This is a genomic window from Bradyrhizobium sp. HKCCYLRH1034, from assembly GCF_051168375.1.
Lineage (GTDB): Bacteria > Pseudomonadota > Alphaproteobacteria > Rhizobiales > Xanthobacteraceae > Bradyrhizobium.
Map to the genome: position 1 here is coordinate 19,343 of NZ_JBNPUW010000017.1, position 20,563 is coordinate 39,905.

General features: G+C 66.7%; 22 protein-coding genes. 16 read left to right on the forward strand and 6 right to left on the reverse strand.

The features are described from left to right. Window positions 1–20 precede the first annotated feature (20 nt). The 4 genes from fliM to ACQR0W_RS29775 all read left to right on the forward strand — a co-directional run bounded on the left by fliM (window position 21) and on the right by ACQR0W_RS29775 (window position 6,304). Window positions 21–1,223: a flagellar motor switch protein FliM gene (gene fliM / locus ACQR0W_RS29760; protein WP_315716015.1), complete on the forward strand. Its 1,203-nt coding sequence runs from the start codon at window positions 21–23 to the stop codon at window positions 1,221–1,223. Further along, the gene (locus ACQR0W_RS29765) at window positions 1,220–1,699 is read left to right on the forward strand and encodes a DUF6468 domain-containing protein (RefSeq protein ID WP_315716016.1); all 480 of its coding nucleotides are present in this window, start codon (window positions 1,220–1,222) and stop codon (window positions 1,697–1,699) included. The genes fliM and ACQR0W_RS29765 overlap by 4 nt, the downstream gene beginning before the upstream one ends. Then, window positions 1,696–2,466, forward strand: a complete 771-nt coding sequence (locus tag ACQR0W_RS29770; RefSeq protein WP_315716017.1) for a flagellar protein FlbB — start codon at window positions 1,696–1,698, stop codon at window positions 2,464–2,466. Before ACQR0W_RS29765 ends, ACQR0W_RS29770 begins: the two co-directional genes overlap by 4 nt. Window positions 2,467–2,569: 103 nt before the next feature. Then, on the forward strand, window positions 2,570–6,304 hold the full coding sequence (locus ACQR0W_RS29775; RefSeq protein ID WP_434840878.1) for a tetratricopeptide repeat protein: 3,735 nt from the start codon (window positions 2,570–2,572) through the stop codon (window positions 6,302–6,304). A 146-nt stretch (window positions 6,305–6,450) separates the two neighbouring features. Here ACQR0W_RS29775 and ACQR0W_RS29780 read toward each other — a convergent pair whose 3' ends face one another. Then, window positions 6,451–6,858 (reverse strand): MerR family transcriptional regulator, encoded by a 408-nt coding sequence (locus ACQR0W_RS29780; protein WP_315716019.1) that lies wholly within the window; start codon window positions 6,856–6,858, stop codon window positions 6,451–6,453. A 66-nt stretch (window positions 6,859–6,924) separates the two neighbouring features. Between ACQR0W_RS29780 and ACQR0W_RS29785 the strand changes: the two genes are divergently transcribed. Beyond that, window positions 6,925–7,587 carry a cation transporter gene (locus ACQR0W_RS29785; RefSeq protein WP_316171184.1) on the forward strand — a complete coding sequence of 221 codons (663 nt, stop codon included), beginning with the start codon at window positions 6,925–6,927 and terminating at the stop codon, window positions 7,585–7,587. A 64-nt stretch (window positions 7,588–7,651) separates the two neighbouring features. Here ACQR0W_RS29785 and fliP read toward each other — a convergent pair whose 3' ends face one another. Next, window positions 7,652–8,404, reverse strand: coding sequence for a flagellar type III secretion system pore protein FliP (gene fliP / locus ACQR0W_RS29790; protein WP_315716020.1), 753 nt, complete (start codon window positions 8,402–8,404; stop codon window positions 7,652–7,654). Beyond that, entirely contained in the window at window positions 8,401–9,468 is a 1,068-nt protein-coding gene (locus ACQR0W_RS29795) for a flagellar biosynthetic protein FliO (protein ID WP_316171183.1), read from the reverse strand. The genes fliP and ACQR0W_RS29795 overlap by 4 nt, the downstream gene beginning before the upstream one ends. 356 nt (window positions 9,469–9,824) lie before the next feature. On the opposite strand from ACQR0W_RS29795, the gene flgB reads away from it, so the two are divergent. The 11 genes from flgB (at window position 9,825) to ACQR0W_RS29850 (ending at window position 19,140) form a co-directional block, all read left to right on the forward strand. Beyond that, window positions 9,825–10,232 (forward strand): flagellar basal body rod protein FlgB, encoded by a 408-nt coding sequence (gene flgB / locus ACQR0W_RS29800; protein ID WP_315716022.1) that lies wholly within the window; start codon window positions 9,825–9,827, stop codon window positions 10,230–10,232. A gap of 29 nt (window positions 10,233–10,261) precedes the next feature. Continuing rightward, on the forward strand, window positions 10,262–10,687 hold the full coding sequence (gene flgC, locus ACQR0W_RS29805; RefSeq protein WP_315716023.1) for a flagellar basal body rod protein FlgC: 426 nt from the start codon (window positions 10,262–10,264) through the stop codon (window positions 10,685–10,687). 16 nt (window positions 10,688–10,703) lie between these two features. After that, window positions 10,704–11,060, forward strand: coding sequence for a flagellar hook-basal body complex protein FliE (gene fliE, locus ACQR0W_RS29810; RefSeq protein ID WP_315716024.1), 357 nt, complete (start codon window positions 10,704–10,706; stop codon window positions 11,058–11,060). Between the two features lie 126 nt (window positions 11,061–11,186). Continuing rightward, window positions 11,187–11,450: a flagellar biosynthesis protein FliQ gene (gene fliQ, locus ACQR0W_RS29815; RefSeq protein ID WP_008965881.1), complete on the forward strand. Its 264-nt coding sequence runs from the start codon at window positions 11,187–11,189 to the stop codon at window positions 11,448–11,450. Between the two features lie 218 nt (window positions 11,451–11,668). Beyond that, window positions 11,669–12,436 (forward strand): flagellar biosynthetic protein FliR, encoded by a 768-nt coding sequence (gene fliR, locus ACQR0W_RS29820; protein WP_315716025.1) that lies wholly within the window; start codon window positions 11,669–11,671, stop codon window positions 12,434–12,436. A 12-nt stretch (window positions 12,437–12,448) separates the two neighbouring features. Further along, on the forward strand, window positions 12,449–13,528 hold the full coding sequence (gene flhB / locus ACQR0W_RS29825; RefSeq protein ID WP_315828140.1) for a flagellar biosynthesis protein FlhB: 1,080 nt from the start codon (window positions 12,449–12,451) through the stop codon (window positions 13,526–13,528). 155 nt (window positions 13,529–13,683) lie between these two features. After that, window positions 13,684–16,251 carry a cell cycle histidine kinase CckA gene (gene cckA, locus ACQR0W_RS29830; RefSeq protein WP_316187258.1) on the forward strand — a complete coding sequence of 856 codons (2,568 nt, stop codon included), beginning with the start codon at window positions 13,684–13,686 and terminating at the stop codon, window positions 16,249–16,251. A gap of 167 nt (window positions 16,252–16,418) precedes the next feature. Continuing rightward, window positions 16,419–17,390 (forward strand): Tim44 domain-containing protein, encoded by a 972-nt coding sequence (locus ACQR0W_RS29835; protein ID WP_316187259.1) that lies wholly within the window; start codon window positions 16,419–16,421, stop codon window positions 17,388–17,390. A 219-nt stretch (window positions 17,391–17,609) separates the two neighbouring features. After that, window positions 17,610–18,314, forward strand: coding sequence for a glutathione S-transferase (locus ACQR0W_RS29840; protein WP_316187260.1), 705 nt, complete (start codon window positions 17,610–17,612; stop codon window positions 18,312–18,314). A gap of 59 nt (window positions 18,315–18,373) precedes the next feature. Beyond that, window positions 18,374–18,700, forward strand: coding sequence for an ArsR/SmtB family transcription factor (locus tag ACQR0W_RS29845; protein WP_316167101.1), 327 nt, complete (start codon window positions 18,374–18,376; stop codon window positions 18,698–18,700). Beyond that, window positions 18,700–19,140 (forward strand): SRPBCC family protein, encoded by a 441-nt coding sequence (locus ACQR0W_RS29850; RefSeq protein ID WP_316187261.1) that lies wholly within the window; start codon window positions 18,700–18,702, stop codon window positions 19,138–19,140. Before ACQR0W_RS29845 ends, ACQR0W_RS29850 begins: the two co-directional genes overlap by 1 nt. A 42-nt stretch (window positions 19,141–19,182) precedes the next feature. Here the strand turns inward: ACQR0W_RS29850 and ACQR0W_RS29855 are convergent, their stop codons facing one another. The 3 genes from ACQR0W_RS29855 to ACQR0W_RS29865 form a co-directional block, all read right to left on the reverse strand. After that, window positions 19,183–19,407: a hypothetical protein gene (locus tag ACQR0W_RS29855; protein ID WP_315716033.1), complete on the reverse strand. Its 225-nt coding sequence runs from the start codon at window positions 19,405–19,407 to the stop codon at window positions 19,183–19,185. 163 nt (window positions 19,408–19,570) lie between these two features. After that, on the reverse strand, window positions 19,571–20,050 hold the full coding sequence (locus ACQR0W_RS29860; RefSeq protein ID WP_315716034.1) for a hypothetical protein: 480 nt from the start codon (window positions 20,048–20,050) through the stop codon (window positions 19,571–19,573). A 143-nt stretch (window positions 20,051–20,193) separates the two neighbouring features. Next, window positions 20,194–20,526 carry a hypothetical protein gene (locus ACQR0W_RS29865; protein WP_316187262.1) on the reverse strand — a complete coding sequence of 111 codons (333 nt, stop codon included), beginning with the start codon at window positions 20,524–20,526 and terminating at the stop codon, window positions 20,194–20,196. Window positions 20,527–20,563 lie beyond the last annotated feature (37 nt).

Genomic DNA, 20,563 nt, shown 5'->3' on the forward strand with positions numbered 1-20,563 from the left:
GGCAAAGAAGCTCAACGATCATGGCGGGCAACGATCAAGTCGACCAGGATGCGATAGCCGCGCAATGGGAAGCCTCGCTCGACTCGGAGGATCCCACAGAGGCCGCGGAAGCCGCAGCAGCCAATGAACTCACCGAATCGATGGCCCTGCAATGGGCCGCGATGGTCGAGGACGGCAGCCGCGATTTCGGCGCCACCAAGAACGGCGGCGAGCGGGTGCTGTCGCAGGAGGAGATCGACAATCTCCTCGGCTTCACCGCCGGCGAGGTCAGTCTCGACGACCATTCCGGCATTCGCGCGATCATCGATTCGGCGATGGTCTCCTACGAGCGTCTGCCGATGCTCGAAATTGTCTTCGACCGCCTGGTGCGGCTGATGACGACGTCCTTGCGCAACTTCACCTCCGACAACGTCGAGGTCTCGCTCGATCGCATCACCTCGGTGCGCTTCGGCGACTACATGAACTCGATCCCGCTGCCCGCCGTGCTCAGCGTGTTCAAGGCGGAGGAGTGGGAGAATTTCGGGCTCGCCACCGTCGACTCGACCCTGATCTATTCGATCATCGACGTGCTGCTCGGCGGCCGCCGCGGCAACACCCAGCTCCGCGTCGAGGGCCGCCCCTACACGACGATCGAGACCAACCTGGTCAAGCGCCTGATCGAGGTGGTGCTGAGCGATGCCGAGCAGGCGTTCCGGCCGCTGTCGCCGGTGCGCTTCACCATCGACCGGCTCGAGACCAATCCGCGTTTCGCCGCGATCAGCCGGCCCGCCAACGCCGCGATCCTGGTGAAGCTGCGGATCGACATGGAAGACCGCGGCGGCAACATCGAGTTGCTGCTGCCCTACGCGACGATCGAGCCGATCCGGCCCGTGCTGTTGCAGATGTTCATGGGTGAGAAGTTCGGCCGCGATCCCGTCTGGGAAGGCCACTTCGCCACCGAGATCGCCAAGGCCGAGATCGCCGTCGACGCCGTGCTCTACGAGGCCGACGTGCCGCTGAAGCAGCTCATGAAGCTGAAGGTCGGCGACACCCTGCCGCTCGACATCCGTCCCGATGCGCTGGTCGCGGTCCGCTGCGGCAGCACCATGCTGACGGAGGGGCGGATGGGGCGGGTCGGCGACCGCGTCGCGATCCGTGTCACCAAGAATTTGCGCAAGCCGAATACGACGCTTGCGATGTTCGAAGGCGCAGAAGGCCAGAACAAGTTGATGGAGGCCCAATGAACCACTCCCTCGGATTGATCATCGAAAGCCTGGTGGCGGTCCTTCTCGTGCTGACCATCGGCTATTGCATGCTGCTGAATTCCAGGCTCAAGCGGCTGAAGGCGGACGAGCATTCGCTCAAGGCCGTGATCGCGGAGCTGATCACCGCGACCGAGATCGCCGAGCGGGCGATCGGCGGCCTCAAGCTCGCGGTGCGCGACGTCAACGACAATCTCGGCAATCAGCTCGCCGCCGCGACGCAGATGTCCGACCAGTTGCGCAAGCAGCTCGCCGAGAGCGACGGCGTGGTGCGCCGGCTGTCGCGCATCGCCAGCGCCGCGCGACCCATCACCTCGCCTGAAGCCGCGCCGGAGCCGGCGCCTGCGCCTGTGCCGGCGATCACGACCGAGCCGGTGCGCGTCTCCGGTGCCAAGGCGGTTGCCGCCGCGGCCCAGGCATTCTCCGAACGTCGAAGGACTGGTGGCCTTGCCGCATGAATGCGTTTCGTAACATCCGCGTCATTCCCGTCGTCCTGATCGCGGTGGCCTGCCTTGCGGTCCTGAAGGTGGCCGGTCTCGTGATCGATGGCGGCTACGTTTTCGACTATGACCCTCACCCGACCAAGCGGTCCTGGGCCCAGGAGAACCTGGGCTATCCGGGCCGCGAGGACAACGACATCGTCACCGGCTCCACGCACGGCGCGCCGAAGGAGAAGAAGGAGGAGGCGCCCAAGCCCGCCGCTCCCGACACCAAGCCCGAGGGCGTGGTGATCAAGCCCGAGGAGAACCAGCAGCAGGTGTCGCCGGCGGAGAAGGCGATCCTCGAGCGGCTGCAGTCGCGTCGCCAGGAGCTCGACGCGCGCGCGCGCGAGATCGACATCCGCGAGAGCCTGCTGCGCGCCGCCGAGCAGCGCATCCAGTCCAAGACCGAGGAGATGAAGGCGATCGAGGGCCGCATCTCCGGCGCGCAGGCCGCCAAGACCGAGGCCGACAACGCCCGCTTCAAGAGCATCGTCACGATGTACGAGGGCATGAAGCCGAAGGATGCCGCCAAGGTGTTCGACCGGCTTGAGATGTCGGTGCTGATCGAGATCGCCTCGCAGATCGCCCCGCGCAAGATGTCGGACATTCTCGGTCTGATGACGCCGGAGGCCGCCGAGCGGCTCACCGTCGAGCTCGCGCGCCGGGCCGGCGCCGACAGGCCCGAGACCAGCGCCGAGCTGCCGAAGATCGAGGGCAAGATCGTGCCTGTGAAGAGCAATTGAGCCGCATGTTTAATGCGCCCTTAAACGCCGGCACCTAGATTTCCGGCGTGGCGGGGCAGGCGTATCCGTCAAGTTGCGGATGTCGAACCGGAAGCTTGTGACCATGGCGCGCACGACTCCCATTGGATTGCGGTCGAAGGCCCGCGCACGGGCGCGCGCCGGCCTTGCCCTGCTGTCGGCCATCGTCATTGGTCTGGTGCTGTCCACGGTCGCGGCAGGCGCTGCGCCGGTGCCGGGCGAGGCGAGCCTGTCGGCCCAGGACGGCTATGCGCGGCTGGTGCTGAAATTCGCCGAGGACGTCAGCGCCGACGTCACCACCGCCGGCTCGATTCTGCTGATCAGGTTCGATCGCGCCGCCACCGTTCCGATCGACCGCTGGGTGGATGCGGCGCCCGACTATATCTCATCGGCCCGCGGCGACCCCGACGGCTCGGCGCTGCGGTTGTCGCTGTCGCGCAAGGTCCGCGTCAACACCATGACCGCGGGCGAACGCGTCTTCATCGACCTGTTGCCCGACAGCTGGACCGGCCCGCCGCCGCCGCTGCCGGCCGAGGTCGTGCGCGAGCTCGCCGAGCGCGCGCGCGCCGCCGAGAAGGCGCTGCGGCTGCAGCGCGCCGAGGCGGAATCGAAGAAGCGGCCGCCGATCCGCGTCCGCGCGCTGGTGCAGCCGACCTTCGTGCGCTTCGTGTTCGAGATCCCCGACGGTGTCGGCATCTCCTCGGTGCTCAACGACCAGAAGCTGTCGCTGTTCTTCACCGCGCCGCTGTCCTTCGATCTCGCCGACGCCAAGCTCGTCGCGCCGCCGAACGTCGCCGCGATCAACCAGCGCATCGACGGCAGCAGGACCGTCGTCGAGCTCGGCCTGGTCGGCGAGGTCGACGTTCGCGCCTTCCGCGAGGAGAAGAACTACAACATCGACGTCGCCTATCAGCAGCCGGACAAGAAGGTCTCCGCAGTCTCCTCGGACACGCTGCCGGGCGCCAAGGCGGCCGCGGCCGACAAACCCAACGGCAGCAAACCCAATGGCGACAAGCCCAAGCAGGCTGCGCAGCCCGAGATCGTGCCGCCGACCTCCGACACCATCGCCAAGGAGATGAAGGCGGAGACCAAGCCGGCGCCTGCGGTCGCGGCGCCGGCCACGGAGCCCGCAGCCCAGCCGGCGCCGTCGGCAGCGGCTGTTGCCGCGCCCGCCGCCGCGAAGGCCGAAGCCGCGCCCGAGGCCGCCAAGCCTGAAGCTGCTGCGCCCGAAGCCGTCAAATCCGAAGCCGCCAAATCCGAACCAGCGAAGCCCGAGGCGATGAAGCCGGAGGCCGGCAAAGCCGAAGCCGCCAAGCCCGTCGAAACCAAGCCTGCCGAAACCAAGCCGGCCGAGAAGGCAGCCAATGGAGCCGCCACCCTGGAGGCCCTGCGCGACAGTGAGGGCCTGCGGCTCACCTTCGGCTTCGGCCAGGTCACGCCGGCGGCGCTGTTCCGCCGCGGCGATACGGTATGGATGGTGTTCGATTCGACCAAGCCCGTCGACGTCGAACCCATCCGCGCCAAGGGCGGCGCCATCATCGGCGAGGTCAACAGGATGTCGCTCGATAACGGGCAGGCCATCCGGATCCGGCTCAACCGCCCGCAGATGCATTCGCTCGGCAGCGATGACGGCGGGCGCAGCTGGATGCTGTCGTTCGCCGACAAGGGCCAGGCCAATCAGCAGCCGCTGATGGTGATGCGCAACGTCACCGATCCCGCGCTTGCCAATGTGATGGTGCCGCTCGCCAATCCCGGAGCCGGCATGCTGCACCGGGTGACCGACCCGGATGCCGGCGACACGCTGCTGGTCGTGACGGCGCCGCCGCCGATCCGCGGCTTCATCAAGCGCCAGGATTTCGTCGATCTGTCGCTGCTCGATTCCATCCACGGCATCGCGGTTCGTCCGAATTCGGATGACGTCGCAGTCGAGATCGCGCCCGACAAGGTGATCCTGGGCCGGCCGGGCGGGCTGACGCTGTCGTCGATCGGCTTCTCGCCGGAGCGGGCGCCGACCGCTGTCAGGCCGATGTTCGACATCGACGAATGGCAGCAGAACCAGACCCAGCCGTTCGTGCCGCGCGAGGATCTCCTGATCAAGGCCGCGGCCAACGCCGAGCCGGAGCGGCGGGCGCAGGCGCGGCTGGCGCTGGCGCGCTTCTACATGGCGCGAGCGATGTATCCGGAAGCGCGCGGTGTCACCAATCTGATGATCTCCGACGCCGACCCGCGCACCGACGAGACCGCCATGCTGATGATCCACGCGGTGGCGAGCATCCTGATGGGCCGGCCGGACCAGGGGCTCAAGGATCTCGCCACGCCGTCGATCGGGAACAATTTCGACTCCCAGATGTGGAAGGGCCTCGCCTTCGCCCGGCAGGGCAAGTTCGCGGACGCGCGCGAGAAGCTGAAGAACGTCGAGTTCGCCATCGCCTCGCTGCCGCTCGATCTGCAGCGCGTCGTGATCGCTGACGCGATGAAGTCGGCGCTCGAGATCAAGGATTTCGCTGGCGCCGCGAAGCGGCGCGCCGAGCTCGACGTGATCGGCGTGCCCGCGGACATGAAGCCCGACATCGCCGTGCTGCGCGGCCGACTCGCCGAGGCGATGGCGCAGGAGAAGGACGCGCTCGACGACTATCGCTTCGCCGTCAATTCCGACGACCGCATGGCGGCCGCGGAGGCCAAGCTGCTCGAGATCAAGCTTCTGCAGAAGCGCGGCGAGATCAAGCCGCCCGACGCGTTGAAGGAGCTTGAGACCTTGCAGGCGATCTGGCGCGGCGACGCCATCGAGGTGCAGACGTTGCAGATGATGGCGCAGCTCTACGAGGAGGCCGGGCGCTACGCGGACTCGCTCGAGGCCGCGCGCCAGGCCACCCGCCTGATGCCCAACTCCGACTTGGCGCGGCAGGCCCAGGATGCAGCCTCCCGCCTGTTCTCGCAGTTGTTCCTGAGCGGCAAGGCCGACGAGCTTCCGCCGGTCGATGCGCTCAGCATCTTCTACGGGTTTCGCGAGCTGACTCCGATCGGCCGCCGCGGCGACGAGATGATCCGCAAGCTCGCCGACCGCCTGGTCGGCATCGATCTGCTCGACCAGGCCGCCGAGCTTTTGCAATACCAAGTCGACCACCGCCTCGAAGGTGCGGCGCGCGCCCAGGTCGCCGCGCGTCTCGCCATGGTCTACCTCACCAACCGCAAGCCGGACCGCGCCATCGAGGCGCTGCGCACCACCCGCATCGCCGATCTCGCGGGCGAGCTGCGCCAGCAGCGGCTGCTCTTGGAGGCGCGCGCCAACAGTGACATCGGTCGTTACGACCTCGGGCTGGACATCATCAGCAACATCGGCGGCCGCGAGGCGATCCGGCTGCGCTCCGACATCTACTGGGCGTCGCGGCGCTGGCGCGAGGCGTCCGAGCAGATCGAGCTCTACTACGGCGATCGCTGGCGCGATTTCCGCCCGCTCAATCCGGCGGAGCGCGGCGACATCCTGCGCGCCGTGGTCGGCTATGCGCTCGCCGACGACGCCATCGGCCTCGCCCGCTTCCGCGAGAAATATGCGCCGCTGATGACCGGCGAGGCGGACAAGATCGCGTTCGACGTCGCCAGCAAGCCGGCGAGCGGCTCCAGCGCCGAATTCGCGCAGATCGCGAAGATGGCAGCGAGTGTCGACACGCTCGACGGCTTCCTCCGCGACATGCGGGCGCGCTTCCCGGATGCCACCGGCAAGGGACCGGACGGCGGCAAGGATGCCGCGAAGGCCCCGTCGGAAGCGACCGGCGCCTTGCCGCGCATCCAGGGCGTCAAGCAGGCGATCGCCGGCCGTTGATCTCAACGCCGCACGCAGAGCCGGAGAGCCACCAGATGAGCCGACCAAGGCCGAAGCCGAGCTCATCGCGATGCTGTCCGCAATCCGCCCGACGCGCGTCCAGACGAAAGGTCGAGACTGCCTTGCGACGCCATTGTCTCGTTCGTTCAGTCAGAGCGATGCGGCGCAAGCGCTTCGATGATGCGGCAGTCGGCAACGGTGCCGTGCTTGCAGCGCCCGATGACATCGGCAAGCTCGTCGCGCAGCGCCACGAGGTCCGCGATCTTGCGTTCGATCTCTGCCAGGTGTTGGCCGGCGATGACGTCGACCGCGTCGCACGAGCGGTCTCGCTGATCGGCGAGGTCCAGCAGGTCACGGACCTGGTCGATGGAGAAGCCCAAGTCGCGGGCACGCCGGATGAAGCTCAGTCGCCCCAGTTGGTCGTTGTCATAGGCTCGGTAATTGCCCTCGGTTCTCGCCGGAAGAGGTAGCAGACCGATCCGCTCATAATAGCGGATCGTTTCGACTTTGGTGCCGGTCCGCTTCGCGAGGTCGCCGATGGTCAGTCGTGACATGGCTTGACCCTATAGTGGCTACAGGGTCCATATAGGACGTCGCATCATCTTGTAAGAGGCGACGATATGCCTGGTTGTCATGACGACTGCTGTTCCTCTTCCCCTCCGAGGGAACTGGACAGCCCCCGCTGGCGTCGTGCGCTCTGGATTGCGCTGGCTATCAACGCAGCCATGTTTTTGACGGAGATCGCAGCAGGCGTGGCGGCCGGGTCGGCCTCGCTGCAGGCGGACGCGATCGACTTCCTCGGTGATACGGCCAACTATGCGATCAGCCTCGGAGTGGCGGGACTGGCGCTGAGCTGGCGAGCGCGCGCCGCCCTTCTGAAGGGCTGGTCGCTCGTCCTGCTTAGCGTCCTTGTCCTTGCCTCCACTGTCTGGCACGCAATGACCGGCACCCTCCCGGAGGCGAAGGCGATGGGGATCGTCGGCATGCTCGCCCTTGTCGCCAATGCGGGCGTGGCCCTCATGCTCTACCGCTTCCGGATCGGCGACGCGAATATGAGGTCGGTCTGGATCTGCTCCCGGAACGATGCGATCGGCAACGTCGCCGTACTCGCGGCCGCAGCCGGTGTGTTCGGCACCGGCACGGCATGGCCGGATCTCATTGTGGCGGCGATCATGGCCGCGCTTGGTTCGAGCGGTGGCTGGCACATCATACAGCGAGCTCGCATCGAGTTGCGCGGCTCCCCCACATCGCGCCCCGTCGCAAGCCCAATCCGGGCGAACTGATCGAGGGCACGTGTCAATGGAAAGTCACGACCGACTGGCTTTCGCTCACACCGAGAGGTGAAACCTACCCGCCGTAGCTCTGCACCAGGCTGCCGGCCACCAGCGACCAGCCGTCGACCAGCACGAAGAAGATCAGCTTGAACGGCAGCGACACCACGACCGGCGGCAGCATCATCATGCCCATCGACATCAAGACCGACGCGACCACGAGGTCGATGATCAGGAAGGGCAGGAACAGCAGGAAACCGATCTCGAAGGCGCGCTTGAGCTCGGAGATCATGAAAGCCGGCACCAGGATGCGCAGCGACAGGTCGTCGGGCGTCGCCGGCGGCGGCTCGCCGGAGAGGTCCATGAACAGCTTCAGGTCCTTTTCGCGCACGTTCTTCTGCATGAAGCCGCGCAGCGGCACCGAGGCGCGCTGCAGCGCGTCCTCGACGCCGATCTGGTTCTCCACCAGGGGCCGGATGCCGTCATCATAGGATTTCTGCAGCACCGGGCCCATCACGAACGCCGTGAGGAACATCGCGAGCGCGATGATGACCGAGTTGGGCGGCGCGGTCGCTGTGCCCATCGCCGTGCGCAGCAGCGACAGCACGACCACGATGCGCGTGAACGACGTCATCATGATCAGGATCGACGGCGCGATCGACAACACCGTGAGCAGCGCGATCAGTTGGACCGCGCGTTCGGTGACGCCGCCACCGCCGGCGCCGAGATTGATGCTGATGTCCTGCGCAGCAGCACGTCCCGCCAGTAAACCGGCGGCAGTCAGAACAGCGGTGAAGACAACTCTACGCGGGGGAAGCAGCGATCTCACTGAGACGACTTCGGACGTCCGAGCAGCGAGGCCATCTCGTCCTCCAGATTCTCGAAGCTGGTCTTGACCGGCGCGGCTTGCGCCGCAGGCGGCTCGTTGCGCGCGGCCGCCCGGAGCGCCGGGGGACCCGAGGCCGGAGCAGCCGACGGATCGGCTGATGGACGCCGCAGCGCGGCCTCGAGCCGTTGCGCCATCTCGGCCAGATTGGCTTCGGCGCTCGAATCGGCCGCTGCGGGCGGCGGGGCAGCCGGGGGCGGGGGCGGCGGCATCTGGGCCGCCGGCGGCAGCGGCGGCGCCGCCGCGCGCTCGACGCGCTCGGCTGCGCGCTCAGCGCTCCGCACCGGTGGCAGCCGGGGCCCCTCGGAAGGGCGCTGCGCCTCGGCCTGACGCTGCGGCTCGGCGGGGCGCAACGGGCGCGGCATCACTGGTTCACCGCGGGCCACCCGCTCGGGGCGCGGCTCCAGGCGGGCTTCGTCTCCGCCGCGCGGTTCTCCACGGACGTCCGCCCGGAGGTCCTGGCGGGGATCGGGACGGCGCGGAGGGAGCGGTGGTTCCGGCGGAAATGCCGGTGCCGGCTCACGCCGCTCTGCGGCAGTCGGCGCCGTGCGGCGAACCTCATCGATGAACGACGGCCGCATCGGGCGCTGCGGCGGCTCCGACATCTGCAACTCGGCATGCTCGGCGGCCTCGGTCTTCGGCTCGTTGTCGGCCCAGGACGGCGCATCCGGCAGCGGCGCGATGCGCGCCGCCGGCGGCTCGGCACTGATGCCCGGCCGCTGCGGCAATTGCTCGCGCGCCGGCATGGCCCGCACGATATTGGATTCGACCACGATGTCGGTCGGCCCGCCGATCATCAGAAGATGCTCTATATTATCACGGCGCACGAGCACGAGACGGCGGCGGCCATCGACGGCGGCGGCATCGATCACGGCAAGCCGGGGCATGCGGCCGCGATTCGGGTTGGTCCCGAGACGATTGCCCGCGAATCGACGGACCAGCCAAGCGGCGAGGCCGATCAGCGCCAGCACCGCCACGAATGCAAAAAAGAACGTCAGTGCCTGCATCTCTGTCCCCGGCAAATACCGCGTCCTTTCGAAGTCTTTCGTCTGTCCAACGCATCGCCGGCAGCGAACGGAGCTTCAGAACCGGAACCAACCTGTTAACGCATGACGGCAGGAACTGCCGCTCCGCCTCTTAATAACCCATGAATCGGCCGGGCCAAAACGACTTCTTGGCGAGCCGCGCCGTCCCGGAATGATGCATCGGTCGGCTGGGACCCCGGCAGTTTCCTAAGAATTCGTCAAGACACCGGGATAGTCCCGGTGGGCATCGCACCCTTTCTTAACTCCCTGTTAACCATATGCACGGCAATTTCTACCTACCCAAACCGTCCGGTAGTCGGACACAACCGAGCAGCGCCATGTCCATCAACGATCTCCCCGTGTTGTCGGCGTTGCGGACCAAGATGCAATGGCATCAGGAGCGCCAGCGCGTGCTGTCCGAGAACGTGTCCAATTCGGATACGCCAAACTTCAAGCCGAAGGATCTGGTTGAGCCGAAGTTCGATTCAACCGGCCAGGCGGTCGGCGGCTTTGCGCCGCTGTCGCTGACCCGGACCAGCACCGCGCACATCGCCCCGTCGTCGGGCGAGAGCGCGAGCTTCGACCAGAACCGCAAGGTCGGATTTCAGACGAGGCCCGCCGGCAACGCGGTGAGCCTCGAAGAGGAGATGCTGAAGGTCTCCGCCAACCAGATGGACTACGCCGCGGCGACCTCGTTGTACGGCAAGAGCCTGCATCTGTTGAAGACGGCGATCGGCAAGGGCTGAGCTCGGGTTAAGGACAGAGACCGACAAGCATGGCAAACGACTCCAGCGATTTCCTCCGCTCGATGAGCATCGCGACCTCCGGCCTGCGTGCGCAGGCGGGACGTATGCGCGTCATTTCCGAGAACATCGCCAATGCCGATTCGACCGCTGCCAAGGCGGGCGGCGATCCGTATCGCCGCAAGGTCCCGACATTCACCTCGGCACTCGATCGTGCGCTCGACGCCAAGGTGGTGGCACTCGGCAAGGTGGTGCCCGATCAATCGTCGTTCCGCGTCAAATACGACCCCAGTAACCCGGCCGCGGACGCGTCCGGCAATGTCAAGTACCCCAACGTCAATCCGCTCATCGAGATGACCGACATGCGTGATGCGCAGCGGTCCTACGAGGCGAATTTGAACATCATCGGCGCCACGCGCCGCATGATCCAGCGCACGCTCGACATTCTGAAGACCTAGGACAGGAACGAAAGTCATGGCCTCCCCAATCTCCGCAGCGAATGCCTACGCGAATTCCGCGCGCGTGCTCGACACCGGCGGCTCGAGCGGTGCCTTCGGCAGCCTTGGGCGCGTGCGCGACGTGCTCGGTAGCGGCAACGGCGCCGACAAGGGTGGTCCGTCATTCAGCGCGGTGCTGAAGGACGCGATCGGCAGCGTGATGGAGGCCGGACGCAAGTCCGACAGTCAGGCGGTCGCGATGGCCGCGGGCAAGGCAAACGTCATGGATGTCGTCACGGCGGTCGCCGAAACCGACGTCGCGGTGTCGACGCTGGTGTCGGTGCGCGACCGCGTGATCCAGGCCTATGAAGACGTGATGAAGATGACGATCTAGGCGCAGCTCGTAACGCTTCAGGCCGCCACGTGCCTGATGCGCCCAGGGGATTTGCCGTCTGCCGCGACCGCGCGCGATGAGGCGGGTGCCGGACCGGAGCCGATCGACAGTGAGGAACGACAGGACATGACGGGAGCTGAAACGCTCGATGTGGCGCGCGATGCGATCTGGACCATCGTGCTGGTGTCGTCGCCGCTGATGGTGGTCGGCCTCGTGGTTGGCGTGGTCGTCTCGCTGTTCCAGGCGCTGACGCAGATCCAGGAGCAGACGCTGGTGTTCGTGCCGAAGATCATCGCGATCTTCGTGACGCTGCTGCTGGCGCTGCCGTTCATGGCCGATGCGCTGCATTCGCACATGATGCGGATCTCGTCGCGAATCATCGGCGGATGAGGCAATGTCCGGGGCGGCAGGGCAGGCCTGCGTGAGGGCGCTGCGAGCGGTCGTAAGGAGCAGTGCGGGGGGCGCTGCCGCTTTCAGGCGCGCGCGGGCAGCCTTTCGGGCAAGCTCTTCGCAGGCTGCCTCTTCGCAGGTTGCCTCGTCGGAGGCTGTCTCTTCAAAGACCGTCGTGCCGCACCAGCATGCGGTCGAAAGGGCCGTGACGGCGGACGATGCGCATCGATATATCCTTCCTTCCGGCGTTGGCCGCCGTGTTCATGCTGGCCTTCGCGCGCGTCGGCGCCATGGTGATGCTGTTGCCGGGCCTCGGCGAGGTCAACATCCCCGTCCGCATCAAGCTCGCGACCGCGCTGCTGCTCACGATGATCGTGCTGCCGCTGCATCGTCAGGCCTATCAGGTCGACCTGCAGGCGTTGTCGCCGCTCTTGGTGATGATGGTGCACGAGATTGTGATCGGCATCGTGCTCGGCGCGACAGCGCGGGTGACGCTGTCGGCGCTGCAGGTCGCGGGCTCCGTGATCGCGCAGCAGATGGGACTCGGCTTCGTCACCGCGGTGGATCCGACGCAGGGACAGCAGGGCGTCCTGATCGGCAACTTCCTCACCATGCTCGGCGTGACCCTGCTGTTCTCGACCGACAGCCATCACCTGGTGATCGCCGCACTCAGCGACAGCTACAAGATCTTCGCGCCGGGCGAATTGATCCCGAGCGGCGACGTCGCCTCGCTGGCGACCAAGGCGTTTGCCGCGGCGTTCAAGATCGGTCTGCAATTATCGGCGCCGTTCCTGGTGTTCGGCTTGGTCTTCAACATCGGGCTCGGCGTCTTGGCGCGGCTGATGCCGCAGATGCAGGTCTATTTCGTCGGCGCGCCGCTCTCGATCCTGATCGGCTTCCTGATCTTCGCGCTGGTCCTGACCGCGATGATGGGAACGTTTCTCGGCTATTTCGAAGGCGTCATGCACGAGATGATGCCGCGGTGAGGGGGCCGATCGATGTCCGATGAGGCCGATTCCGAAGACAAAACAGAAGACCCGACGCAAAAACGGCTGGACCAGGCGCTCGAACGCGGCGACGTCGTCAAGAGCCAGGAGCTCAACACCTGGTTCGTGATCGCCTCCGCGACCTTGGTGATGTCGACCTTCTCGGGCTCGATCGGCACCGCGGTGCTGGTGCCGATGCGCAACCTGATCGCCAATTCCTGGATGATCCACGCCGACGGCGCCGGCCTGCTGGCGCTGGCGCGCAGCCTGTCGTTCGCCGTGATCGCGGCGATCGGCGTGCCGATTCTGATGGTGATGCTGGCGGCGATCGCCGGCAACATGATGCAGCATCGCCTGGTCTGGTCGGGCGAGCCGATGAAGCCGAGCCTGAGCAAGATCTCGCCCCTGGCCGGCGCCAAGCGCCTGTTCGGCAAGCAGGCCGCGGCCAATTTCGCCAAGGGCCTCTTCAAGCTCGTGCTGCTTGGCACGGTCATGGTCATGATCCTGTGGCCGGAGCGGCTGCGCCTCGAATCGCTGCTGCATATGGACGTCAGCGAGCTGCTCGGCGTCACGATCTCGCTGACGACGCATCTGATGGGCTCGGTGGTCGCGCTGCTCGCCCTGGTCGCGATCGGCGACTACCTGTTCCAGTATCGGCAATGGTACGAGCGCCAGAAGATGTCGGTGCAGGAGATGAAGGAGGAGTTCAAGCAGTCGGAAGGCGACCCGCACGTCAAGGGACGCATCCGGCAGATCCGCCAGCAGCGCATGAAGAAGCGCATGATGGCCGCGGTTCCCAAGGCCTCCGTGATCATCACCAACCCGACCCACTACTCGGTCGCGCTGTCCTACGAGCGCGGCATGTCGGCGCCGGTCTGCGTCGCCAAGGGCGTCGACAACATCGCCTTCAAGATCCGGGAGGTGGCCAAGGCGCACGACATCCCGATCGTCGAGAACGTGCCGCTGGCGCGCGCGCTCTATGCCACCGTCGAGATCGACGAGGAGATCCCGGTGGAACATTATCATGCCGTCGCTGAGATCATCGGCTACGTGATGGGGCTGCGGCGCAACCTCTCGGGGCGCCCGCGATGACAACCGATTCGGTCCATGGACGGACCGCAAAATACGGATAAATCATGGAATATCGGCTTGACGGGCTTGCGCTTGACCCGTCGATTCAGGCAGGTGGAAGGGGGAGCCGCGCGAACGGGCTGGGGCTCCCAGCCGACAGGTCGCGTCCCCGAGCCATGAGCGCCGATTCCGACAACGATGGGTTACAGGATCAGGTGGGCCTGCCGGAGCGGCCGCGCCGCAGCGGCAGCATTCTGCTGATCCTGCTGGTGGCGTTCGGTCTCGTCGCGGTCGCGATCGCGCTGATGACGATCGGCCGCGCCCAGGCGCAGCCCTATATTCTCGGCCTGCTGTCGCTGCTCGCCACCGTCGGCCTGTTCAATCTGTTCGCGTTCGCCGCCGGCATCGTCCGCTTCGCCGACAAGGCGACCGACGATCCGGTGTTGGGCGCGATCGCCGATCACGCCTTCGATGGCCTCGCGGTGACCGATCCGCGCGGCCATGTCGTCTACGCCAACGCCGCCTATCTCAACATGACGGGAGCGGCGACCGCGCAGGAGGCGCGTCCCGTCGAGCGTGTCTTCATCGGCAATCCCGATGTCTCCGAAGCGGTGTTCCGCCTGCTCAAGGCGGCGCGCGAGGGCAAGCGGCAGCAAGAAGAGGTACGCATCACCGCGGCCGAAGGCGCGCAGGGGCGCTGGCTTCGCATGCGCGTTCGCCCGCTCGGCCAGACCAAGCGCCACGCCCGCTACGCGGTGTGGTCGATCGCCGACATCACGCGGGATCGCGAGCGCCAGGAGGACGTGTTCCAGGAGCTGCAGCACGCGATCGAATATCTCGACCATGCGCCGTGCGGCTTCTTCTCGGTCAATCCGGAAGGCAGCCTCGTCTACGTCAATGCCACGCTCGCCAACTGGCTCGACTACGATCTCGCCGAGATCGGCTCGGGCGGCCTGAAGCTCGCCGACGTCGTCTCCGGCGACGGCGCGTCGCTGCTGACCTCGATCGTGGCGGTGCCCGGCGAGGTCCGCACCGAGGTGTTCGACATCGACCTGAAGATGCGCGGCGGCAAGACCATGCCGGCGCGGCTCTACCACAAGCTCGCCTTCGGCGCCGACGGCAAGCCGGGCGCCTCGCGCACCCTGGTCATCAGCCGCGCCCGCGACGAGCGCTCCGATCCGGAGCGCGCCGCCGAGGTGCGCTTCATGCGCTTCTTCGACCATACGCCGATGGCAATCGCCACCGTCGACCGCGGCGGCGCCGTGGTCAGGGCCAATGCGCGCTACGCCAAGCTGGCGCAGAGCGTCAGCGGCGACGTGGCCGCGGCGAAATCGATCTTCCGCACCGTCAGCCAGCGCGACCGGCACCTGCTGATCGCCGCGATCAACCAGGCCTCGGAAGGGCAGGCGGACATTCCGCCGGTCGAGGTGATGCTGGAGGGCGCGAAGGAGCGCTTCGGCCAGTTCTTCGTCACCGCCGTCGACGAGGACGAGCGCGAGACCGAGGCCGCGATCGTCTATCTGCTCGAGACCACCGAGCGCCGCGCGCTGGAAAACCAGATCAACCAGTCGCAGAAGATGGAGATGGTCGGCCAGCTCGCCGGCGGCATCGCCCACGACTTCAACAACGTGCTCTCGGCCATCATGATGGCCAACGACTTCCTGCTGAACGCGCACAAGCCGACCGACCCGTCGTTCCAGGACATCATGCAGATCAAGCAGAACGCGACCCGCGCGGCGACGCTGGTGCGGCAGCTGCTCGCGTTCTCGCGCCGCCAGACCCTGCGGCCCCAGGTGCTTGATCTCGGCGACGCACTGTCCGACCTGACGATGCTGTTGCGTCGGCTGATCGGCGAGAAGGTCAAGCTCGACCTGGTTCACGGCCGCGACCTTTGGCCGGTCAAGGTCGACGTCTCGCAGTTCGAGCAGGTGGTCGTGAATCTCGCGGTCAACGCCCGCGATGCGATGCCCGATGGCGGCAAGCTGTCGGTGCGCACCGCCAACGTCTCGGCCGACGAGGTCGCGCAGGCCGCCTACAAGGGCATGCCGGTGGCCGACTACGTCCGCATCGAGATCAGTGACACCGGAACCGGCATTCCGGCCGAGATCCGCGAGAAGATCTTCGAGCCGTTCTTCTCGACCAAGGAGGTCGGCAAGGGCACCGGTCTCGGACTGTCGACCGTCTACGGCATCATCAAGCAGACCGGCGGCTTCATCTACGTCGACAGCGAGGTCGGCAAGGGGACTTCGTTCCAGATCTTCCTGCCGCGCCACATCGTCGTGCCGGAGGTCCAGGCCGAGCCGCACGCGGCCAACGGCGCCGTCAAGGAGCCGGCCGTCGCGGAAGCGTCGAAGCCGCGCGCGGACCTGACCGGGCAGGGCACCATCCTGCTGGTCGAGGACGAGGAGGGCCTGCGGGCGCTGAACGCGCGCGGCCTGCGCTCGCGCGGCTACAGCGTGATCGAGGCGTCGAACGGCGTCGAGGCGATGGAGGCGCTGGACGAGTGCGACGGCGTGCTCGATCTCGTGGTGTCCGACGTCGTGATGCCGGAGATGGACGGGCCGACGCTGCTCAAAGCGATGCGCGAGCGCAATCCGGAGATCAAGATCATCTTCGTCTCGGGCTATGCCGAGGATGCGTTCGAGAAGAGCCTGCCGGAGAACCAGCAGTTCGCGTTCCTGCCGAAGCCCTTCACGCTCAGCCAGCTCGTGGCGGCGGTCAAGGAAACCATGGCGCCGCAATAGGTTACCGGAGTTCCTTGGCAAATTCCTTGGCAAGCCGGCCGGGCGCGTTCATCCCGCGACCCCGCGCCGCAGCCGCGCGGCCTCGTGCCGCCTTCCCTTTTCGCGGGTTGTGCCCATCTTACAGGCATCCCCATTCCGGGGAGTTATGGGAAACACAGATGAGCTTCATGCAGCGCAAAAGCGGCCTCCTCAAGGCGATGGCCGTGGCCCTTTCACTGGCGCTGCCGACGGTGCTCGCCGTCTCGGCGGCCGACGCCCGGATCGGCGGCGGCTCCAGCTCGGGCTCCCGCGGCACGCGCACCTTCTCCGCGCCGCCTCCGACCACGACCGCGCCGGGATCGGCGTCGCAGTTCAACCGCACCATCACCCAGCCGGGCCAGCCCGGCGGCTTCAACACGGCTGCGCCCTCCCGCGGCGGGCTGTTCGGCGGTCGCGCCGGTGGCCTCCTGGGCGGCCTCGCTGCCGGCTTCCTCGGCGCCGGCCTGTTCGGCATGCTGTTCGGCGGCGGGTTGTTCTCGGGGCTCGGCGGCTTCGCTTCGATCATCGGCCTGATCCTCCAGGTCCTGCTGGTGGTGTTCCTGGTGCGCATGGGGATGGCCTGGTGGCAGCGCCGCAGCCAGCCGGCCTATGCCGCCGGCCCGGCGCCGACGCCCACCGACGGCCAGCCGAGCTTGCGCTCGGGCCTGAGCGGCCTTGGTGGTTTCGGCGGCTTCGGCGGTGGCAGCAACACGCCGCCGCTGCAGATCCTGCCGGCCGACTACGAGGCGTTCGAGCGGCTGCTCGGCGAGATCCAGTCCGCCTGGTCGAACGAGGATGTCGGCCGCCTGCGGCTGCTGTCGACGCCCGAGATGGCCTCGTATTTCGAGCGCGATCTCGAGCAGAACCAGGCCCGCGGTGTGGTCAACAAGGTCAGCGCCGTGAAGCTGCTGCAGGGTGACCTCGCCGAAGCCTGGCGCGAGAATGGCGCCGACTATGCCACGGTCGCGATGCGCTTCACCTTGGCCGACAAGACCATCGAGCGCGCCTCGGGTCGCGTGGTCGAGGGCTCCGACCAGCCGCAGGAGGTCACGGAGATCTGGACCTTCCTGCGCCACGCCGGCGCCGATTGGCAGCTGTCGGGAATCCAGCAGGTCAGCTGAGCCTGACTTGAGATCCTCATCAGGCGCCGCGGAGCAATCCGCGGCGCTTTTGCTTGTCAACAATTCCCCCCCCCCGCGCGAGCCCGATGGCGGCTGTTCCCGGTCGATCTGACGAGCACCGGCGGTGGCAGGCTGCTATACTGCTTCGCGGCGAACGAACACCGCGTCCGTTACGTCGTCCGAGCCGAACGTGTGGGCGCATCACTGCGAGGATGGCCGATGCGTTACGAGCTCTACTACTGGCCCATGATCCAGGGCCGCGGCGAATATGTGCGTCTCGCGCTGGAGGAGGCGGGCGCCGCCTATCGCGACGTCGCGCGCGAGGACGGCATCGGTACGATGACGGCGATGATGGAGGCGGTCAGCGACACGCCGCCCTTCGCGCCGCCGTTCCTGAGAGCGGGCCGCCGCGTCATCGGCCAGACTGCCAACATCCTGCTGTTTCTCGGCAGCCGCCATGGGCTCGCGCCGAAGGCCGAAGCCGGCCAGCTCTGGGTGCATCAGCTGCAGCTCACCGTGACCGACTTCGTGGTCGAGATCCATGACACGCATCATCCGCTGGGGCCGACGCTGTACTACGAGGACCAGCGCGCGCCGGCCAGGAAGCGCACCGCCGAGTTCTGGAGCGAGCGGGTGCCGAAATTCCTCGGCTATTTCGAGCAGCTCCTATCAAAAAGCGGTGGCGCCTACGTCACCGGGCGCCGGCTCACTTATGTGGACCTGTCGCTGTTCCAGATCGTCGCCGGCCTGCGCTACGCGTTCCCGAAGCGCATGATGGCGTTCGAGCGCAACATCCCGGGCCTCGTCGCGCTGCATGACCGCGTCGCCAGCAGGCCCAACATATCAGCCTATCTCGGCAGCGAGCGCCGCATCGCCTTCAACGAGGACGGCATCTTCCGCCACTACAAGGCGCTGGATGCGTGAGGCGAGGCTCCGCGGCGCCACCCGTTGACAATGTATAAGTGTTTGCTTATACATTCCGCATGACCGTCGAAGCCCAGTTGACATCCGTCATGAAGACGCTTGCCGACCCGACGCGGCGGGCCGTGTTCGAGCGCATCGCGCGCGAGGGGGAGGTGGCGGCCACCGGCCTGGTGCAGGGCTCGCGGGTATCCCAGCCGGCGATCTCACAGCATCTCAAGGCGCTGCGCGACGCCGGGCTGGTCAGCGAACGGCGCGACGGCCGCCACAACTATTACAGCGTCGCGCCAAAAGGGCTGGCGCCGCTGGTCGACTGGCTCGGTCACTACCGCGCATTCTGGCATGAGCGCATTGCCGGCCTCGAGGCACTGTTGAAGGAGACCGAGTGATGGGTGAGGCGCATGCGATCGTGGTGGAGAAGCATCTGCCCCATTCGCCCGACAAGATCTGGCGCACGCTGACCACGAGCGACCTGATCGCGAAATGGTTGATGCCGAACGACTTCGTCGCGGCCACCGGTCATCGCTTCACCTTCCGCACCGAGCCGGTGGGCGACTGGGATGGCGTCGTTCATTGCGAGGTGCTCGCCTGTGAGCCGCCGCATCTGCTGAGCTATTCCTGGAAGGGCGGTTCGGACTCCAATCCGGCCCACGGCTTACGGCTCGACAGCGTCGTGACCTGGACGTTGACGCCGGCCGAGGGCGGCACGCATCTGCGGATGGTCCATGACGGCTTCGTCTTCCCGGGCAACAAGTTTCAGTTCGACATCATGGGACAGGGGTGGAGTCGTATCGGCGATGCCATCACACGTATAGCGGCGGATGCCTGAGGCGCCGCCGCTATACGAAGTTGGCCTGAGGGTGTGGGATCGTCAGGCGAGAATGTCGACGCGGGTGCCCTGGCCGGGCGGCAGCGGCGGACGCGAGGCCTGCTTCTCCGCGGCCGCCTCGTCGCCGGTCTTGGCGGGATTGACGGCCTGGCTCTGCTGCGTCTGGTTCCGCGCCTGCGTGTCTTGGGTCTGCGGCTTGGTCGTCTCGGTCGAGATCGGCGGCGGTGAGGGCGGCGGCGATGACGACGAAACGCTCGAAACGGACATTGTCCAGCTCCTCGCTTGGTGTTGCGACAAGCGTGGCCATCGCTCACGAAAACTTCGTCAATCAGATCGTTCGAATTGTCTGCAACTATCGGTGGCGCGGCGAATAGTGAACGGGTCGCTGCCGCCGGCGCAGAAACCGCAAGGCTGTTGCGTCACCCCCGGCCTATTGGTCCTTGCTGCGGCTGATCGTGATCGAGGACTCGGTCTTGGTTCGGGCGCAGCGCATGTCGAGCCGGCGGTAGCGGCTGGCGACGTCGTCGCCGCGGAAGATCCCGAGCCGGCGGTAACAGCGTGTGACGCCGCGCTGCATGTCGTCCTTCGGCAAGGTGAACACGATCGCCGCCGCGCTCGCCATCAGCTCGATGAAGGCCGGCGTCGGCTTGCGCTCGGATTTTCCGAACAATTGATTGCTGACGTTCTTCGATGAGCAGCCGAGCGTGATCTCGCGCGCCTTGGGATGGGCGAGATAGACGGTGCCCGCCGCGGTCTGTCCGATCCGGACGCCGTCGATGCCGTTCTTCAATTCCTTGGCGAGGTCGTCACAGCGATCCGCTTGCGCGGCCTGCGGCAGCAGCGCGCTGCTCAACGCAACGAGAAAAACAAAACCGGCCAAGCGGCCAAATGAGCAAAGCGATGACTGCATTCCAAATACCCCCGCGCCATTGAAGCCTGCGCGCGGAGGTCATGCAAGCGCGATGCGCCGCGGCCGCACAAGATCGTCGGCCGACGTGACCGCGTGTTGACGGGCCGCGGTCACCTGCCGGCGGCAGCGGCGCGATCGCTTCGTCAGAACCAGCAGCGGCCCGGATGCGACAGCGATACGCCCGCGGCGCGGCGCTCGCAGTCGTTGCCGTAGGTCTGGAAGTTGCAGCCGCACACCGGCATGTAGATGCGATTGCAGAACGTCGGCTTTCGGCGGCAGACACCCATCATGTCGAACCGGCCACACTGGCCGGCCGGGAATTCGCAATAAAGACCGGCATTGCAAGGGATGCCGGCAAATCCGCCGCACGCACGACCGGGACCGACCGCGCCGGCGCTGCCGGGGGCCAAGGTGGTCAGGGCAAAGGTGATCAGGGCAAGAGCAATTGTGATGGCAACGAAGAGACCTCGTTTCATGACGCCTCCAGGAGGAAAATGAATAGGTCAACAATCT

What these genes read in the sequence shown, in the direction of transcription:
- ACQR0W_RS29840 (WP_316187260.1), top strand. Translation starts at nt 17,610, where the DNA reads ATGCGTTACGAGCTCTACTACTGGCCCATGATCCAGGGCCGCGGCGAA.
- ACQR0W_RS29860 (WP_315716034.1), bottom strand. Translation starts at nt 20,050, where the DNA reads ATGCAGTCATCGCTTTGCTCATTTGGCCGCTTGGCCGGTTTTGTTTTT.
- ACQR0W_RS29835 (WP_316187259.1), top strand. Translation starts at nt 16,419, where the DNA reads ATGCAGCGCAAAAGCGGCCTCCTCAAGGCGATGGCCGTGGCCCTTTCA.
- cckA (WP_316187258.1), top strand. Translation starts at nt 13,684, where the DNA reads ATGAGCGCCGATTCCGACAACGATGGGTTACAGGATCAGGTGGGCCTG.
- ACQR0W_RS29795 (WP_316171183.1), bottom strand. Translation starts at nt 9,468, where the DNA reads ATGCAGGCACTGACGTTCTTTTTTGCATTCGTGGCGGTGCTGGCGCTG.
- ACQR0W_RS29770 (WP_315716017.1), top strand. Translation starts at nt 1,696, where the DNA reads ATGAATGCGTTTCGTAACATCCGCGTCATTCCCGTCGTCCTGATCGCG.
- flhB (WP_315828140.1), top strand. Translation starts at nt 12,449, where the DNA reads ATGTCCGATGAGGCCGATTCCGAAGACAAAACAGAAGACCCGACGCAA.
- ACQR0W_RS29780 (WP_315716019.1), bottom strand. Translation starts at nt 6,858, where the DNA reads ATGTCACGACTGACCATCGGCGACCTCGCGAAGCGGACCGGCACCAAA.
- ACQR0W_RS29775 (WP_434840878.1), top strand. Translation starts at nt 2,570, where the DNA reads ATGGCGCGCACGACTCCCATTGGATTGCGGTCGAAGGCCCGCGCACGG.
- ACQR0W_RS29855 (WP_315716033.1), bottom strand. Translation starts at nt 19,407, where the DNA reads ATGTCCGTTTCGAGCGTTTCGTCGTCATCGCCGCCGCCCTCACCGCCG.
- fliR (WP_315716025.1), top strand. Translation starts at nt 11,669, where the DNA reads ATGCGCATCGATATATCCTTCCTTCCGGCGTTGGCCGCCGTGTTCATG.
- flgC (WP_315716023.1), top strand. Translation starts at nt 10,262, where the DNA reads ATGGCAAACGACTCCAGCGATTTCCTCCGCTCGATGAGCATCGCGACC.
- fliM (WP_315716015.1), top strand. Translation starts at nt 21, where the DNA reads ATGGCGGGCAACGATCAAGTCGACCAGGATGCGATAGCCGCGCAATGG.
- flgB (WP_315716022.1), top strand. Translation starts at nt 9,825, where the DNA reads ATGTCCATCAACGATCTCCCCGTGTTGTCGGCGTTGCGGACCAAGATG.
- fliQ (WP_008965881.1), top strand. Translation starts at nt 11,187, where the DNA reads ATGACGGGAGCTGAAACGCTCGATGTGGCGCGCGATGCGATCTGGACC.
- fliE (WP_315716024.1), top strand. Translation starts at nt 10,704, where the DNA reads ATGGCCTCCCCAATCTCCGCAGCGAATGCCTACGCGAATTCCGCGCGC.
- ACQR0W_RS29765 (WP_315716016.1), top strand. Translation starts at nt 1,220, where the DNA reads ATGAACCACTCCCTCGGATTGATCATCGAAAGCCTGGTGGCGGTCCTT.
- ACQR0W_RS29845 (WP_316167101.1), top strand. Translation starts at nt 18,374, where the DNA reads ATGACCGTCGAAGCCCAGTTGACATCCGTCATGAAGACGCTTGCCGAC.
- ACQR0W_RS29865 (WP_316187262.1), bottom strand. Translation starts at nt 20,526, where the DNA reads ATGAAACGAGGTCTCTTCGTTGCCATCACAATTGCTCTTGCCCTGATC.
- ACQR0W_RS29850 (WP_316187261.1), top strand. Translation starts at nt 18,700, where the DNA reads ATGGGTGAGGCGCATGCGATCGTGGTGGAGAAGCATCTGCCCCATTCG.
- ACQR0W_RS29785 (WP_316171184.1), top strand. Translation starts at nt 6,925, where the DNA reads ATGCCTGGTTGTCATGACGACTGCTGTTCCTCTTCCCCTCCGAGGGAA.